This window comes from Curtobacterium poinsettiae, from assembly GCF_025677645.1.
GTDB lineage: Bacteria > Actinomycetota > Actinomycetes > Actinomycetales > Microbacteriaceae > Curtobacterium > Curtobacterium poinsettiae_A.
On sequence record NZ_CP106879.1, the window covers coordinates 1,464,467 to 1,479,053 of the forward strand.

General features: G+C 71.3%; 15 protein-coding genes. 6 read left to right on the plus strand and 9 right to left on the minus strand.

Features of this window, described 5'->3' with window-relative positions; translation table 11 throughout:
• Positions 1-82: 82 nt before the first annotated feature.
• Complete coding sequence (dapD, locus tag OE229_RS07210; protein WP_262137187.1) at positions 83-1,048, minus strand: 2,3,4,5-tetrahydropyridine-2,6-dicarboxylate N-succinyltransferase; 966 nt, start codon at positions 1,046-1,048, stop codon at positions 83-85.
• A 120-nt stretch (positions 1,049-1,168) separates the two neighbouring features.
• Between dapD and dapE the strand changes: the two genes are divergently transcribed.
• From dapE to OE229_RS07230, 4 genes are all read left to right on the plus strand, one after another.
• The gene (gene dapE / locus OE229_RS07215; RefSeq protein ID WP_182065235.1) at positions 1,169-2,251 is read left to right on the plus strand and encodes a succinyl-diaminopimelate desuccinylase; all 1,083 of its coding nucleotides are present in this window, start codon (positions 1,169-1,171) and stop codon (positions 2,249-2,251) included.
• A complete protein-coding gene (locus OE229_RS07220; protein ID WP_182065236.1) occupies positions 2,236-3,480 on the plus strand; it encodes a hypothetical protein in 1,245 nt (414 codons plus the stop codon). Before dapE ends, OE229_RS07220 begins: the two co-directional genes overlap by 16 nt.
• A 147-nt stretch (positions 3,481-3,627) precedes the next feature.
• Positions 3,628-3,798, plus strand: a complete 171-nt coding sequence (locus OE229_RS07225; protein ID WP_017887054.1) for a DUF3117 domain-containing protein — start codon at positions 3,628-3,630, stop codon at positions 3,796-3,798.
• A gap of 123 nt (positions 3,799-3,921) precedes the next feature.
• Positions 3,922-4,641, plus strand: a complete 720-nt coding sequence (locus OE229_RS07230) for an AAA family ATPase (RefSeq protein ID WP_262137189.1) — start codon at positions 3,922-3,924, stop codon at positions 4,639-4,641.
• A 27-nt stretch (positions 4,642-4,668) separates the two neighbouring features.
• On the opposite strand, the gene OE229_RS07235 is transcribed toward OE229_RS07230, so the two are convergent.
• Positions 4,669-5,301 carry an O-methyltransferase gene (locus OE229_RS07235; protein WP_182065237.1) on the minus strand — a complete coding sequence of 211 codons (633 nt, stop codon included), beginning with the start codon at positions 5,299-5,301 and terminating at the stop codon, positions 4,669-4,671.
• Positions 5,302-5,365: 64 nt separating this feature from the next.
• Here OE229_RS07235 and OE229_RS07240 point away from each other — a divergent pair, with 64 nt between their 5' ends.
• Positions 5,366-5,734 carry a Sec-independent protein translocase family protein gene (locus tag OE229_RS07240; protein ID WP_027464570.1) on the plus strand — a complete coding sequence of 123 codons (369 nt, stop codon included), beginning with the start codon at positions 5,366-5,368 and terminating at the stop codon, positions 5,732-5,734.
• Positions 5,735-5,812: 78 nt separating this feature from the next.
• Here the strand turns inward: OE229_RS07240 and OE229_RS07245 are convergent, their stop codons facing one another.
• The 5 genes from OE229_RS07245 to OE229_RS07265 all read right to left on the minus strand — a co-directional run bounded on the left by OE229_RS07245 (position 5,813) and on the right by OE229_RS07265 (position 11,150).
• Positions 5,813-7,108, minus strand: a complete 1,296-nt coding sequence (locus tag OE229_RS07245; RefSeq protein ID WP_262137192.1) for a carbohydrate-binding protein — start codon at positions 7,106-7,108, stop codon at positions 5,813-5,815.
• 161 nt (positions 7,109-7,269) lie between these two features.
• Positions 7,270-8,118 carry a class I SAM-dependent methyltransferase gene (locus OE229_RS07250; protein ID WP_262137194.1) on the minus strand — a complete coding sequence of 283 codons (849 nt, stop codon included), beginning with the start codon at positions 8,116-8,118 and terminating at the stop codon, positions 7,270-7,272.
• A gap of 9 nt (positions 8,119-8,127) precedes the next feature.
• Positions 8,128-9,288 carry an Mrp/NBP35 family ATP-binding protein gene (locus tag OE229_RS07255; RefSeq protein ID WP_262137196.1) on the minus strand — a complete coding sequence of 387 codons (1,161 nt, stop codon included), beginning with the start codon at positions 9,286-9,288 and terminating at the stop codon, positions 8,128-8,130.
• On the minus strand, positions 9,281-9,778 hold the full coding sequence (locus OE229_RS07260; protein WP_042539423.1) for a DUF1003 domain-containing protein: 498 nt from the start codon (positions 9,776-9,778) through the stop codon (positions 9,281-9,283). The genes OE229_RS07255 and OE229_RS07260 overlap by 8 nt, the downstream gene beginning before the upstream one ends.
• Positions 9,779-9,830: 52 nt before the next feature.
• Positions 9,831-11,150, minus strand: coding sequence for a magnesium transporter MgtE N-terminal domain-containing protein (locus tag OE229_RS07265; RefSeq protein ID WP_182065240.1), 1,320 nt, complete (start codon positions 11,148-11,150; stop codon positions 9,831-9,833).
• A gap of 119 nt (positions 11,151-11,269) precedes the next feature.
• On the opposite strand from OE229_RS07265, the gene OE229_RS07270 reads away from it, so the two are divergent.
• Complete coding sequence (locus OE229_RS07270) at positions 11,270-12,142, plus strand: YflT domain-containing protein (RefSeq protein WP_262137198.1); 873 nt, start codon at positions 11,270-11,272, stop codon at positions 12,140-12,142.
• A gap of 438 nt (positions 12,143-12,580) precedes the next feature.
• Here OE229_RS07270 and OE229_RS07275 read toward each other — a convergent pair whose 3' ends face one another.
• Complete coding sequence (locus tag OE229_RS07275; protein ID WP_262140110.1) at positions 12,581-13,051, minus strand: GNAT family N-acetyltransferase; 471 nt, start codon at positions 13,049-13,051, stop codon at positions 12,581-12,583.
• 15 nt (positions 13,052-13,066) lie between these two features.
• A complete protein-coding gene (locus OE229_RS07280) occupies positions 13,067-14,551 on the minus strand; it encodes an aminopeptidase P family protein (RefSeq protein ID WP_182065242.1) in 1,485 nt (494 codons plus the stop codon).
• Between the last annotated feature and the right edge of the window lie 36 nt (positions 14,552-14,587).

Consider the following 14,587-nt stretch of genomic DNA (forward strand, 5'->3'; position numbering starts at 1 on the left):
ACTGTCGTCCGGCGAGTGCCGGAGCGACGGTTCGTGCGCGCTCGGCGCGCGCAGGCGGCGCGTCGCGACCGCTCGCCGAGCGCTACGCGTGCAGCGCGGTGTTCAGCTGGATGCCCTCGCCCGTGCGTTGCAGCGCCTCGACGGCGCCGCTGATGCTGTTGCGGCGGAACAGGATGTTCGGGGTGCCGGAGAGCTCGGCGGCCTTGACGGTCTTCTTGGTGCCGTCAGGGTTCGGTGCCGCACCGACCAGCACCACCTTCGTGCCGGCCGTGACGTAGAGCCCGGCCTCGATGACGGAGTCGTCGCCGAGCGAGATGCCGAGGCCCGCGTTCGCGCCGAGCAGCGCGCGCTCGCCGAGCGAGACACGGTGCGTGCCGCCGCCGGAGAGCGTGCCCATGATCGAGGCGCCACCGCCGATGTCGGTGCCGTTGCCGACGACGACGCCCTGCGAGACGCGCCCCTCGATCATGGCGTCGCCGAGGGTGCCGGCGTTGAAGTTGACGAAGCCCTCGTGCATGACCGTCGTGCCCGGCGCCAGGTGAGCGCCGAGGCGGACGCGGTTGGCGTCGCCGATGCGGACGCGGTCCGGCACGACGTAGTCGAGCAGGCGCGGGAACTTGTCGACGGCGTGCACGGCGATGCCGGCGCGCTGCAGGGACGGGCGCAGGCGCGTCAGTGACTCGGGGTGCACCGGGCCGGCGTTCGTCCACGCGACGATCGGCAGGTGGCCGAAGACGCCGTCGAGGGAGACCTCGTTCGGACGGACGTGCAGGTGGCTCAGCAGGTGCAGGCGGAGGTAGGCGTCCGGGGTGCTCGTCGGGCCGGCGTCGATCGTGATCTCGGTGGTGACGGCCTCGATCCGGACCTCGCGGCGGGGGTCGTCACCGACGTGCGCCTGCAGCTCGGCGGGGAACACGGCGTCGGCGGGCAGGGCGCCGAGGTGCGTCTCCGGGTACCAGGTGTCGAGCGTCGTGCCGTCGGCGGCGATCGTCGCGAGGCCGTGGCCCCAGGCGTGGGTCGGGCGGTCGGTGGCAGTCGTGTCGGTCACGGCTCCAGGGTACCGAGCGGCCGTCGGCGGGCACCGTCCGGCCGGACGGCCGGGGCGGGTGGGGTCGCCGACCGTCCGGACTGCCGGGGCGGTGCGAGGGGCGGCCGGTAGGCTGCCCGCATGCCGGAGCACCTCGACCTCACCGCCTCGTCCATCGACATCACCCGTGCCATCTGCGACATCGAGTCGGTGTCCGGCAACGAGCAGGCCCTCGCCGACGCGATCGAGGCCGTGCTCGCACCGCTGCCGCACCTCGAGGTGATCCGCGACGGCGACGCGATCGTGGCGCGGACGAACCTGGGCCGCGACCGCCGGGTCGTCATCGCCGGTCACATCGACACGGTGCCGCTCAACGACAACCTGCCGACCGAGTTCCGGACCACCGAGGACGGCACCGAGATCCTCTGGGGCCGCGGCACCGTCGACATGAAGGCCGGCTGCGCGGTGCAGCTCAAGCTCGCGTACGACCTGGTCGACCCCTCGGTCGACGTCACGTGGGTCTGGTACGACCACGAAGAGGTCAGCGACGCCCTGAACGGCCTCGGCCGCCTGGCCCGGACGCGACCCGAACTCCTCGCCGCTGACTTCGCGATCCTGGGTGAGCCGTCCGGGGCGCAGATCGAGGGCGGGTGCAACGGCAACCTCCGCGCCGAGATCCGCACGTTCGGCAAGCGGTCGCACAGCGCCCGGAGCTGGATCGGCGACAACGCCATCCACAAGACCGCCCCGATCCTGGCCACCCTGGCCGCGTACGAGCCGCGGACCGTCACGGTCGACGGGCTCGAGTACCGAGAGGGCCTGAACGCGGTCGGTATCAGCGGCGGCATCGCGGGCAACATCATCCCGGACGAGGCGATGGTGCACGTGAACTACCGGTTCGCCCCCTCGCGCTCGGCCGACGAGGCCGTCGCCCACATCCGCGAGCTGTTCGACGGGTACGAGGTCACGATCGTCGACCTCGCCGCCGGTGCCCGCCCCGGGCTCGACGCCCCGCTCGCGCAGGACTTCGTCGCGGCCGTCGGTGGACCGGAGCCCCGTCCGAAGTACGGCTGGACCGACGTCGCACGCTTCTCGGCGCTCGGGGTCCCCGCGGTCAACTACGGCCCCGGCGAGCCGGTCTTCGCCCACCACGACGACGAGCAGGTCCCGGTCGCGCAGATCACCGCGGTCGAGGCCGGGCTGCGTCGGTGGCTGACGGCCTGACGACGGCGGGGGTCGCCCGGAAGACCCCTGCTCGGAACCGCTGGCGGGCCCGGTACCGGGTCGTCCCGTGGTGGGTGCGCATCACGGTCGTCTACGTGCTGGCGCGGCTCGTCACGGGCGCCATGATGCTCGCCTTCGCCCGCGTGCAGGCGGCGAACTCGTTCACCGTGCAGAGCCCGGGCTACCTGTCGTTCGCGTCGATCTGGGACGGCGCCTGGTACCGCGTGATCGCCACGGGCGGGTACCCGTCGACCCTGCCCGTCGACGCCGCAGGGCACGTGACCGAGAACGCGTGGGCGTTCATGCCCGCGTACCCGTTCCTGGTGCGCGCGCTCACGCTGCTCACCGGAGCGTCGTTCGAGTCCGTCGCGGTCTCGGTGTCGTTGCTCGCCGGACTCGGGGCCGCGCTGGTGTTCCGCCGGCTCATGGGACGGTTCCTCGACCCAGGACGGGCGACGTTCGCCACGGTGCTGTTCTGCGTCGCACCGGTGTCGGCGATGTTCCAGGTGGCCTACGCGGAGTCGATGGGTCTGTTCCTGCTGCTCGTCGCGCTGCTGCTCATGGTGGATCGACGGTGGTGGGCGATGCTGCCCGTCGTGCTCCTGCTCGGCATGACCCGACCGACGGGACTCGCCTTCGCGTTCCTGGTGGTGCTCTTCGTGGCCGCGTGGGCGATCCGCCCGGCCTGGGTGCGCTCGTCGGAACCGCTGACCCTCCGCCGGCTGGTACCGCCCGCGGTGGTCGCCACGGTGTCGGGTCTGGTCGGTCTGGCCTGGCCTGCGATCGCATGGGCGGTCACCGGCGTGCCGAAGGCCTACACGGACACCGAGCTCGCCTGGCGGTCGTCGTACATCGGCTGGAAGGAACTCGTGCCGTTCGCGCCGTGGGTGCAGGGGTTCGGGTGGTGGTTCGGACAGCCGGCGGGCACGGTGCTGCTCGTCGTCGTGCTCGTCGGGTTCGCGGCGTTCGTGGGCATGCCGGCCGCACGTCGGATCGGCATCGAGCTCCGACTCTGGGGCGTGGCGTACCTGGTGTACCTGCTCGCGGTGTTCTTCCCGCAGTCGAGCACCTGGCGCATCCTCGTGCCGATCGCACCGCTGCTCGGCATCGTGGCGCTGCCGCGGTCGCGGGTGTACCGCGTGGCCGTCGTCGTCGCGTTCATCGGGCTGCAGTGGGTCTGGCTGTACTCCACGTGGTGGATCGACGGCTACGACTGGACCCCGCCGTGATCGATGCGGGGTGCCTGAGGCCCGTGGATCCGCGTTCTGCGGAGCATCCGAACCGCACATCCGACACCCCCAACCTGGGCGGTTTCGCAGTTGCCCCCTCCATACGGGATAATGGGGCTGCATTTACTGCACGAAAGGGGACATCTGATGGCAGCCATGAAGCCGAGGACCGGTGACGGGCCGATGGAGGCTGTTAAGGAGGGTCGACTCATCATCGTGCGGGTTCCGCTCGAAGGTGGAGGCCGCCTGGTCGTCTCGGTCAACGATGCCGAGGCCAAGGAACTCCACGACGCACTCGCTGAGGTCGTCTCGGCCTAGTACGTCGAAGCACCAGAACGGAAGGCCCGGAGCATGTACGCTCCGGGCCTTCCGTCTGTCCGCCGACGATCCCGCGGCGGGAGCATCCCGGGCGCTGTCGGTCGGCTCCGGCAGGATGGGGCCGTGCCGAGGACAAGACTGCCGATCCGCCGCGTCGAGGAGTACGCGCCCGACCCGATGCCGCGCGATGTCTGGCCCGCGACCCTTGCGCCCGTCCGGCAACTCCTCGACGACGGGCTCGACCTCGCTCCGGTGACGGTGCTGGTCGGTGAGAACGGTGCCGGCAAGTCCACCCTGGTCGAGGCGATGGCGCTCGCCTTCGGTATGGGGCCAGAGGGCGGTTCGACGAAGTCCGGGCACAGCACCCGCCCGAGCGAATCGCAGCTCTGGGAGCACATCGCCCTGCACCGGGAGCCCGGCGCGGTGCGGTCCGGCTTCTTCCTGCGGGCGGAGACGATGCACGGGGTCTTCACCTACCTCGAACAGCACCCCGGGGGAGCCGAGCCGCTGTTCCACGAACGGAGCCACGGTGAGTCGTTCCTCGACTTCGTCATCCACCGGTCGCAGTGGCCCGGGCTCTGGATCCTCGACGAGCCGGAGTCCGCGCTGTCGTTCTCGGGGTGCCTGGCGCTGATCGGGCTCCTGCAGTCCATCGTCGAGACGGGTGTCGGCCAGGTCGTGCTCTCGACCCACTCACCCGTGCTCGCCGCGTTCCCCGGGGCCGAGATCAACGAGGTCGGCGAGTGGGGTCTGCGGCGCACCGGATGGCGCGACCTCGACCTGGTGCGGAACGAGCGTGCGTTCCTCGAGTCGCCCGAGCGGTACCTGCGGCACCTCGACTGACCTGCGCGAGCGTCGGCGGGTCGAGGGCTAGTTGGTGACCTTCGTCAACTGCAGCAGCCCGTCACCGGCGGGCGACAGCGCGCTCCGCACCGCACCCGAGGTCGACACCTCGGTCAGGAGCAGCCGGAAGTCCGTGGTGGCGCGGTCACGCTTCACCGGGTCGGCCACGCGCCCGCGCCACAGGGCGTGCGGCACCAGGACGGTGCCGCCCAGGCGGGCGAGGCGCAGCCCGTGCTCGACGTACTCGATGACGTGCTCCGGGTCGGCGTCGACGAGCACGACGTCGTACGACGCCTCGTTCATGCGGGGGAGCACCTGGTTCGCCCGACCGGGGATGAGCCGGATCCGTGCGGGAGCGGTACCGGCGCTGATGTAGGCGTCGCGGGCGAACTGCTGGTGGTCGACCTCGACGTCGATCGTGGTCAGGGTCGCGTCCGGGGCGCCGGCGAGCAGGTACAGGCCGGAGACCCCGAGGCCGGTGCCGATCTCGATGATGCTCGTGGCTCGCGAGGCTGCGGCGATGACCCCGATCTGCGCACCGATCGCGGGCGAGATCGCTTCGACCCCGAGTTCCAGGGAGTGCTCACGAGCACGGGCGATCGCCTCGGTCTCCGAGACGATGTCCTCGGCGAACTTCCAGTTCGACTCTTTCTCTGACACGCACACTCCGTTCGGGAGACAACTCTAGAGGTGCAACGCAGCAGCACGCGTTAGGCTCGCTCGCGTGGACATCCCGCTCGACAAGATCCTGATCATCGGGGTCATCGGCGTCCTCTTGCTCGGCCCGCAGCGCCTGCCGATGTACGCCCAGAAGCTGGCCGAGTTCGTCAAGGCCGTGCGTCGGTTCGCCGACACCGCGAAGGAGCGGATGCGCGACGAGATGGGCCCCGAGTTCGACGACATCGAGTGGCAGAAGCTCGACCCGCGCCAGTACGACCCGCGTCGCATCATCCGAGACGCACTGCTCGACTCCGGCACGAGTGCCGCAGCCGTCCAGACCGCCCAGGTGACGGCCTCCAAGGTGCGCGCGACGGCTCCCGTCGTGCCCCTGGCCGCCGGTGAACCGGCACCCTTCGACGCCGAGGCGACCTGACGCCCGTCACGTCCCCACGCGACGGACGGGAGGCCCGGTGCCAGCTGGCACCGGGCCTCCCGTCCGTCCGGTGCGCGCCTACCGCAGCGCCGCCAGGAACCGGTCGGTCCACGCGAGCGGCGCCGACCCCGTCACGGAGTTGCACGTCGGCGACGCCGTGCTCTGCGGTGCCGGGCACGGGGTGTCGCGGTCGAGGGACCAGGTGTGCACGCCGGCGAGGCCGTGCGACTTCGCGTAGGCGGCCACGGTGTCGACGTCGGCGAGGGTGAAGACCTCGTCCTGGGTGTCGTTCACACCGATCATCGGCGTGACCTCGATCTTCGAGGACGCGATCCCGTAGGTGTGCTGCAGGTTCGTGACCGCCTGGATCGTGGACTGCCCCATCTGACACGTCGACCCGACGATCACGCAGTTGGCCGTGGTCGCACGCCCGAAGTCCATCGTCATGAGGTTGATCGTGTAGTTCGTGAGCGCCGAGGCCTTGATCGCCTTGGCGGTGGCGTCACCGGTGCTGTTCAGCCCGCCGAACGAACCGTCGGACGCCGCCAGGGTGGCGAGCGTGAACGAGAAGCGCAGGCCGGGGTACTTCGACTGCGCCAGGGCCGCTGCGCTCACCAGGTTCTGCACGTCCGCGGCGGATTGCCCGCTCTCGATGTCGAAGTCGACGCCGATCATGTGCGGCGAGGCGTACCGGGCGATGAAGGACTGGAGCGCGGTGCCGGAACACTTGAACGAGCCTGCGGCGCCACCGGTGCTGACGATGTAGTCGACCCCGGCAGCGTCAAGCTTCGCGATGTTGGCGCTGGCGAACGCGTCGGCGGCCACACCTCCCCAGTTCTCGCTGCCGCAGGTACCGGTGGCGAAGGCGAGCGTGATGGCCTTGAGACCGGGTTCCCGCGTCGACACGAGGCTGTTGGTCGACCCGACGACCGGGATCCGCGTGCCGGTGACCGCGGTGTTCATGACGTTCGTGTTCCAGTCGAGGTTCACGGTGATGTCCTTGTACGGGCTGAAGACCAGCCCGCTCGCGGTCCCGGTGCTGCCGTTGCCCGGGGTCGTCGTGCCGCCGCCCGGAGGTGTCGTCCCACCGCCCGTGCTGCCGCCGGTGCACGCGCCGGTCGACGTCCACGGCTGGCCGCTGCCGGTCGTACCGGAGTGGGTCGCCGGTTCGTCGCCCTGGGTCCACCAGTTCGCGGTGTAGTTCGAGCCGTTCTCGCTGACGGTGGCTCCGCTGTTGTAGGCGGTGCCGGCGCTCCAAGCGGTCGCACAGGTCGTCGCGGCGAAGGCTGGCGCCGCAGTGAGCGAGCCCCCTGCGATGATGACGGCGGCGATGGTGGCCACGAGGCCCGATCGCACACGGGTGTTCTGGTTCACACGGTTCTCCTGTCCTCGGTCGGACGTCGTCGTCCGACGGGTGGAGCCCTCACATCATATTCCGCAAGGGCATTGTGTAATGCCCTTGCATAATGCGCCGGGGTAGAACGCCCTGTCCATGAACGAACGCACAGGATGCGCCGAACGGACCAGGGGACGCGTCAATCGCGGGTCGCGACGATCGTGTAGGTGGTGGGGATCCGGTCGCGGTCGTGCTCCGGCCAGGCCCACGACCCGGTGCCGGTCTCGACCATGCGCGAGCTGAAGCGCCACGGCAGCGTCCGGCCCTCGTCGAGCCGCCGGATCCGCAGCCCGGCCCCGAGCAGGGCGTTCACGATCTCGGACAGCGGGTGCGGCCACTCGAAGGTGCGAGTGTTCGCCACCGTCCCGTCGCCGGCGTAGGTGCCGGCGTCGTCCCACTGCTGCGCCGTGCCGTCCGGGAAGTACCGGTACCGGGTGACGAGCTCGTCGGCGTCCTCGTCGAGGGCGTACAGCGCCGGGTGGCCGTCGCGGATGAAGAACACCCCGCCGGGGCGCAGCAGGCCGGCGACCTGCGCAGCCCAACGGTCGAGGTCGGGGAGCCAGCAGATCGTGCCGATGCTCGTGTACACGACGTCGAAGTCGCCGGTGACGGCGGCCCGGGCATCGAGCACGTCGGTCTCGACCCAGGTGACGTCGAGGCCGAGGCGTGATGCGAGCCCGGCGGCCGAGGCGAGGGCGGCGGGGGAGAAGTCGACGCCGGTCAGTCGAGCACCCTCGCGGGCGAGTGACACCGTGTCGGTGCCGATGTGGCACTGCAGGTGACAGACGTCGAGGCCCGCGAGCGATCCGGTCGGCAACCAGGGCGTCAGGGCCGGCAGGTCCTCGCGGACGACGTCCGAGCGGTGGCCGGGGTCGGCGAGGGCGTCGATCGCGTAGGCACCCTCGTGGATCGGCACCCGGTCGTCCCAGTTCGCGCGGTTGGTGGCGCGTGCGTGGTCCCAGTCGACGTCGACGTGATCCGTGCTCATGCCCCGAGCCTAGGACAGCGACAACCCGAGCTTCCGACCCGCGAGCCCGCGTCCCATCGTGGTGATGCGGTCGGCGATCGCCGTCAGCGCCACGGCGGACGGGTCCTCGGGGGTACTGAGCACCACCGGCACGCCCGCGTCGCCGCCCTCTCGCAGCGGCACGGACAGCGGCACGCTGCCGAGCACCGGGACGGGGGCGTCCTGCCCGCGGGAGAGCCGCGCGGCCGTCTCGGCGCCACCGCCCTCGCCGAACAGGTGCAGGACCGATCCGTCGGGTTGCACGAGCCCGGCCATGTTCTCGATCACGCCGATGACGCGCTGCCCGGTCTGCCGGGCGACGATCCCGCTGCGTTCGGCGACGTCGGCCGCGGCGGCCTGCGGGGTCGTGACGACCAGGACCTCGGCGTGCGGCAGCAGCTGCCCCACCGAGATCGCGACGTCACCGGTGCCCGGGGGCAGGTCGAGCAGCAGGACGTCGAGATCACCGAAGAACACGTCGGTCAGGAACTGGTTCACGGTGCGGTGCAGCATCGGTCCGCGCCACGACACCGCGGTCGAGACGTCGTCGACGAACATGCCGATCGACACGACCTTCACGTCGTGCGCCACCGGCGGCAGGATCATGCTGTCCACGCGGGTCGGACGGGGTGCGACCCCGTGCTCGTCCGTCAGACCCATCAGCCCGGGGACGCTGAAGCCGTGCACGTCGACGTCGACGACCCCGACGCGCAGACCCCGCCGAGCGAGCGCGACGGCGAGGTTCACGGTGACGGTGGACTTCCCGACGCCGCCCTTGCCGCTCGTGACGGCGATGACCCGGGTGAGCGAGTCCGCGGTGAACTGGACACCCTTGGGGCGGCCGGCCCGCAGCCGCTCGGTGAGCGCGGAGCGCGTCGCCGGGTCCATCACGGACACGTTGACGGCGACTGCGGCGACCCCCGGCACGGACCCGGCGGCGACGCGGACGTCGCGCTCGATGGTGTCGGCGGCCGGGCATCCCACGATCGTGAGCTGCAGGTCGACGCGCACCGCGCCTCCTGGCTGCACGTCGACACCACGGATCATGTCGAGCTCGGTGACGGGGCGGCGGATCTCGGGGTCGATGACACGGCCGAGCGCAGCGAGGACCGCCGTGCCGAGCTGCTCGTCGGTGGGGGCGGCGTCAGCCACGGGTGGAGCTGTCGTGTTCGTCCGCGTAGCCGGCCTCGTCGGCGTCGCGGCGGTCGAGCTCCTCGAGCAGGGAGCGGAGCTCGGCGCGGATGAAGTCCTTCGACGCCATGTCCCGCATCGCCAGGCGCAGGGCGACGACCTCGCGGGCCAGGTACTCGGTGTCGGCCAGGTTGCGCTCGGCGCGCTGGCGGTCCTGCTCGAACTGCACGCGGTCGCGGTCGTCCTGCCGGTTCTGCGCGAGCAGGATCAGGGGAGCGGCGTACGAGGCCTGCAGCGAGAGCACGAGCGTCAGCGCCGTGAACCCGATGGCCGCCGAGTCGAACTGCCACGGCTTCGGTGCCAGGGTGTTGTAGCCCATCCAGACCACGCAGAACAGCGTGAGGCCGATGAGGAACCACGGCGTGCCCATACCGCGGGCGATGCCCTCGGTGGCGCGACCGAAGGTGTCCCCGCGACCACGGCGGCGGCTGGGGAGCACACGCGTGCGCATGCCCTTGGGGGAGTCGAGCCGGACCTCCTGGCGGTCACGGTCGCGACGGTTGTCATCCGTTCGGGCCACGGGTGGTCCTCCTTCCCGTCGTCACGGGTGTCCTGCGCGGGCGTTGGCGTGGAAGCGGTGAGGGTTCCCCCTCGCCCTGACTTCGCCAGTCGTCCGGCAGGACGTGGTCGAGGACATCGTCGATCGTCACCACCCCGACGAGACGGTGGGCGTCGTCGACCACGGGGACGGACAGCAGGTTGTAGGTCGCCATGATGCGGGTGACCTCGGCGGCGCTCGCGTCGACCCGGACCGGTTCGGTCTGCTGGTCGATGAGCGTGCCCAGCCGCTCGTTCGGCGGGTAGCGGAGCATCCGCTGGAAGTGCACGAGCCCGAGGAACCGACCGGTCGGGGGCTCGTACGGCGGCAGGGTGACGCAGACGGCGGCGCCGAGCACCGGCGCGAGCTCGTGGCGGCGGACCAGCGCCAGGCCCTCGGCAACGGTGGCGTCGGCCGAGACGATCACCGGCTCGGTGGTCATCAGACCACCGGCGGTGTCCGGCTCGTACTCCAGGAGCATGCGGACGTCCTGCGCCTCCTCCGGCTCCATGAGCTGCAGGAGGGCCTCGCTCCGCTCGTCGGAGAACTGGGCGAGGACGTCGGCCGCGTCGTCCGGCTGCATCTGGTCGAGGACGTCGGCGGCGCGGGCGTCGGCCAACCGCGTGAGGATCTCGATGCGCTCCTGGTCGGGCATCTCCTCGAGCACGTCGGCGAGGCGGTCGTCGGGCAGTTCCTCGGCGACCTCGAACCGGCGCTCGGCGGGCAGGTCGAGCAGCGTCGACGCGAGGTCGGCGGGCAGCAGGTCGGAGTAGGCGGCGATGACGTGCTCGGCGGACTGGGCCTCGCCGGGGAGTTCGTCCTCGGTGACCTCGTTCCACGTCGCGAACGTCGTGGGGCCCTTGCCGAACGGCGACGGCGTGGTCTTCGGCTTGCGGAGGAAGAGCTGCGCGACCTCCCAGTCGCCCTGTCCGCGGTCCTCGATCGCGACGTCCTCGATGGTGGCGCGGATCCGCTGGTTCTTGATGAGCACCTTGCGGCCGAGCATCTCGGCGATGACGCGGACCTCGCCGCCGCGCTGCTCGAAGCGGCGCATGTTCACCAGGCCGGTGGTGATGACCTGCCCGGCACCGATGGAGGTGATGCGGCCGATGCTCACGAAGATCCGGCGCTTGCCGGGCACCTCGACGATGAGCCCGACGACGTGTGGGGGATCGGCCCGGCGGTAGACGACCAGGACGTCCCGGACCCTGCCGACGCGGTCGCCCGCGGGGTCGAAGACGGAGCACCCGGCGAGGCGGGCGACGAAGACCTTCGTGGCGCTCACCCGACCCAGCGTAGTCGCTCGGGTGTGCGCGCTCGGCCCGCGCCGGTCGGCTGCTTCCGATCGGCTGCTTCCCTGAGAGTGCACGTGCGATTGCAAGGTGTGCGGTGAATGATGGCTGTGTGAGCAATCAGAGCCCCTTCGCCGGCAGGACCGCCCAGGCGTTCCCGACGCTGCCCAAGGGCGACGTCCTGGGAACGTACGACAGCTACCCCGACGCGCAGCGCGTGGTGGCGAAGCTGGCCGAGGCCGACTTCCCCGTCAACCAGCTCTCGATCGTCGGCAACGACCTGAAGACGGTCGAGCGGGTCACCGGCAAGATGACGTACGGCCGCGCCGCCATCGCCGGCGCGCTGTCCGGTCTGTGGCTCGGGTTCTTCTTCGGCATCGTGCTCACGCTGTTCTCACCGCAGGCAGGTGGGCTGTTCTTCGCCGCGGCCGTCATCGGCGCCGCGTTCGGCATGCTCTACGGCATCGTCTCGTTCGCGATCACGAAGCGGCAGCGCGACTTCACGAGCGTGCACCAGGTGCTCGCCACGAACTACCAGATCGTCGTCAACCCGCAGCTGACCGGGCAGGCGCAGCGGATCCTCGGCGAGCACGGAGCGACCCCGTCCACGCACTGGAACGACGCTCCCCAGCAGCAGCAGCAGCAGTGGCGTCCGGGCCCCGGTGGGGTCCCGCCGCAGCAGCAGCAGTCGCCGTACGGCGGGCACGCCACGCCGCACCAGCAGCCAGGAGGCCTGCAGCACCCCGGCGCGTCGGCCCCCGGGGCGCAGACGGGTGCGCGTTCGGGCCCGCCGCGCTACGGCACGAACGACGGACCCCGGTACGGGGAGACCCCGGAGACGGCTGCCGCCCCCGCGGCCCGGCCGGTGCCGGAGCGTCGGCCCGAGGAGCCGCCGCGCTACGGCGAGCGGGTCGCCGGTGCCACGCCGCCGGAGCCCTCGTCCTCGCCGGATGCCCAGCGCGACGGGGACGGCGACCGCCGCTAGCTGCGCTCCGGCTGGCGCGACCGGGCTTCGTCCTCGGGTCGCGCGAGATCGGGTTGCGCGAGATCGGGTCGTGCGAGATCGGGTCGTGCGAGATCGCTCGACACGCCGTTCACGTCCGCCGACGTCGCGCGAACTGTCGCCGCCGATCGTCGCGGGCGGCACGTCGTGCGACCCCGGCTGCGGAGTCCGGAGGGCGGACGTTCGGACGGTCGCCACACCCCGCGAGCCCGGGGTCGAGCGGTCAGCGATCGTCGTTCGGCGCCGGCACAGACGACGGTTCGTGACCGCTCGTCCTCGGGCCGACGGCACGTCGTGACCGGACGCGGTGCGGGACCACGCGCGGCGCGGGCCCGCGCGCGGCGCGGGCCCGCGCGCGGCGCCGACTTGCGCACGGAACGGCATCGCACGGCACGGAACCGCCGGGCGGCTTCGTCGCGACTAGAGGACCTTCGAGTAGCAGACCGACAGGGGTGCCCCGACGTAGGGCCCGAAGTTCGCGATCCGCCGGAACCCCTCGCGCTGGTAGAACCCGACGGCGCGCTGCTGCTCCGTCCCCGTCTCGAGGACGAGCGCCGGGGACCCCAGGTCGAGCGCGGCTTCCTCCAGCCGTCGCAGCAGGGCAGCCGCGACGCCGGACCCGCGGGATTCCGGTCGGACGTACATCCGCTTGATCTCGGCGATGCCGTCGTCGACGATGCGCAGGCCCCCGCACCCCAGGGGAGTACCGGACTCGTCCCGTGCGACGAAGAACACCGCGATCGACTCGGCCGTCGGCTTCTCACCGGGTTCGGTGTCGCCGCCGTGTGCCCGGTCGATCTCCAGGCGCTGGGCGGCGCGGAGTCGTTGGGCGTCGGGGGAGTCGAAGTGCTCGACCTCGATCGAGAACGCGTTCGGGGAGGCCTCGGGCATGGTCACCCGATCAGGCTAGCGGCCAGAGCGGGCGATCCACCCCTCCACTTCCGAGGGGGTCCGGGGGATGCCGACGGACAGGTTCTCGGCGCCGTCCTCGGTCACCAGGATGTCGTCCTCGATGCGGACACCGATGCCGCGGAACTCCTCCGGCACGGTCAGGTCGTCCTGCTGGAAGTACAGTCCGGGCTCGATCGTGAAGACCATGCCGGCCTGCACGGTGCCGTCGAGGTACATCTCGCGGCGGGCCTTGGCGCAGTCGTGCACGTCGAGTCCGAGGTGGTGGCTCGTGCCGTGCACCATGTAGCGGCGGTGGAACTGGTTGTCCGGCTCGAGCGACTCGGCGGCCGAGACCGGCAGGAAGCCCCACTCGGCGGTCTTGCGCGCGATGACCTCCATCGCGGTGGCGTGCACCTGGCGGAACGTGATGCCGGGCTTGACGATCGCGAACGCGGCATCGGCGGCCTCGAGCACGGCTTCGTAGACCATGCGCTGCACGGGTGAGAAGGTGCCGCTCACCGGCAGCGTGCGGGTGATGTCGGCGGTGTAGAAGGAGTCGACCTCGACGCCGGCATCGATGAGGATGAGGTCGCCCGGCTGCACGGCGCCGTCGTTGCGGGTCCAGTGCAGGATGCAGGCGTGGTGGCCCGAGGCGGCGATGGTGTCGTAGCCCACGGTGTTGCCGTCGGCGCGGGCCCGGCGGTTGAACGTGCCCTCGACGATGCGCTCTCCGCGCGGGTGCGCGAGCACGGCGTCGAAGTCGCCGATGACGTCGTCGAACCCGTGCTTCGTGGCGTCGACGGCCTTGCGGAGCTCACGGACCTCGTACGGGTCCTTGACCAGTCGCAGCTCGGACAGGTCGCGGGAGAGCAGGTCGTCGGTGGCCGGCGATCCCTCGGTCTCGACCGCACCACCGATCGCCGCGCCGATGCGGGCGTCGAGCGAACGGGTCAGGTCGTCGTCGGCTTCGCGCACGAGCAGTGCCGATGCGTCGAGTGCGTCGGCGACGGCGGAGAACGCCCCGAGGTCAGCCGTGGCCAGCCCGAGGTCGGCGGCGACGGCGTCGAGCGAGGGGCGCGGACCGACCCAGAACTCGCCGATCTCGGGGTTGGCGTAGAACTCTTCCGAGTCGCGGCCTGCGGTGGCGCGGAAGTACAGCGTGGCGTCGTGGCCGGAGCCGTTCGGCGTCATCACGAGCACGGAGCCGACGACGGTGTCGGTGCCCCAGCCGGTCAGGTGCGCGAAGGTGGAGTGCGGTCGGAACGGGTAGTCGCAGTCGTTCGAGCGGACCTTGGCCTGCCCGGCGGGCACCACGATCGTGCGGCCCGGGTGTAGTTCGGAGATGCGCGCGCGACGCTCGGCGGCGAACGCGGCCTGCTCGCGGGGCTCGGGCTGCGCTTCCGAGCGCTCGGCCCACTGCGACCCGATGAAGTCCTTGAAGGTCGAGGACCCGGGGGTCGTGGATCGGTTGCTCGTCGCGCGGGGAGTCGTGTCGGCCATGCGTCCATCATCGCACCGCCCGGGGACACCCGGCCT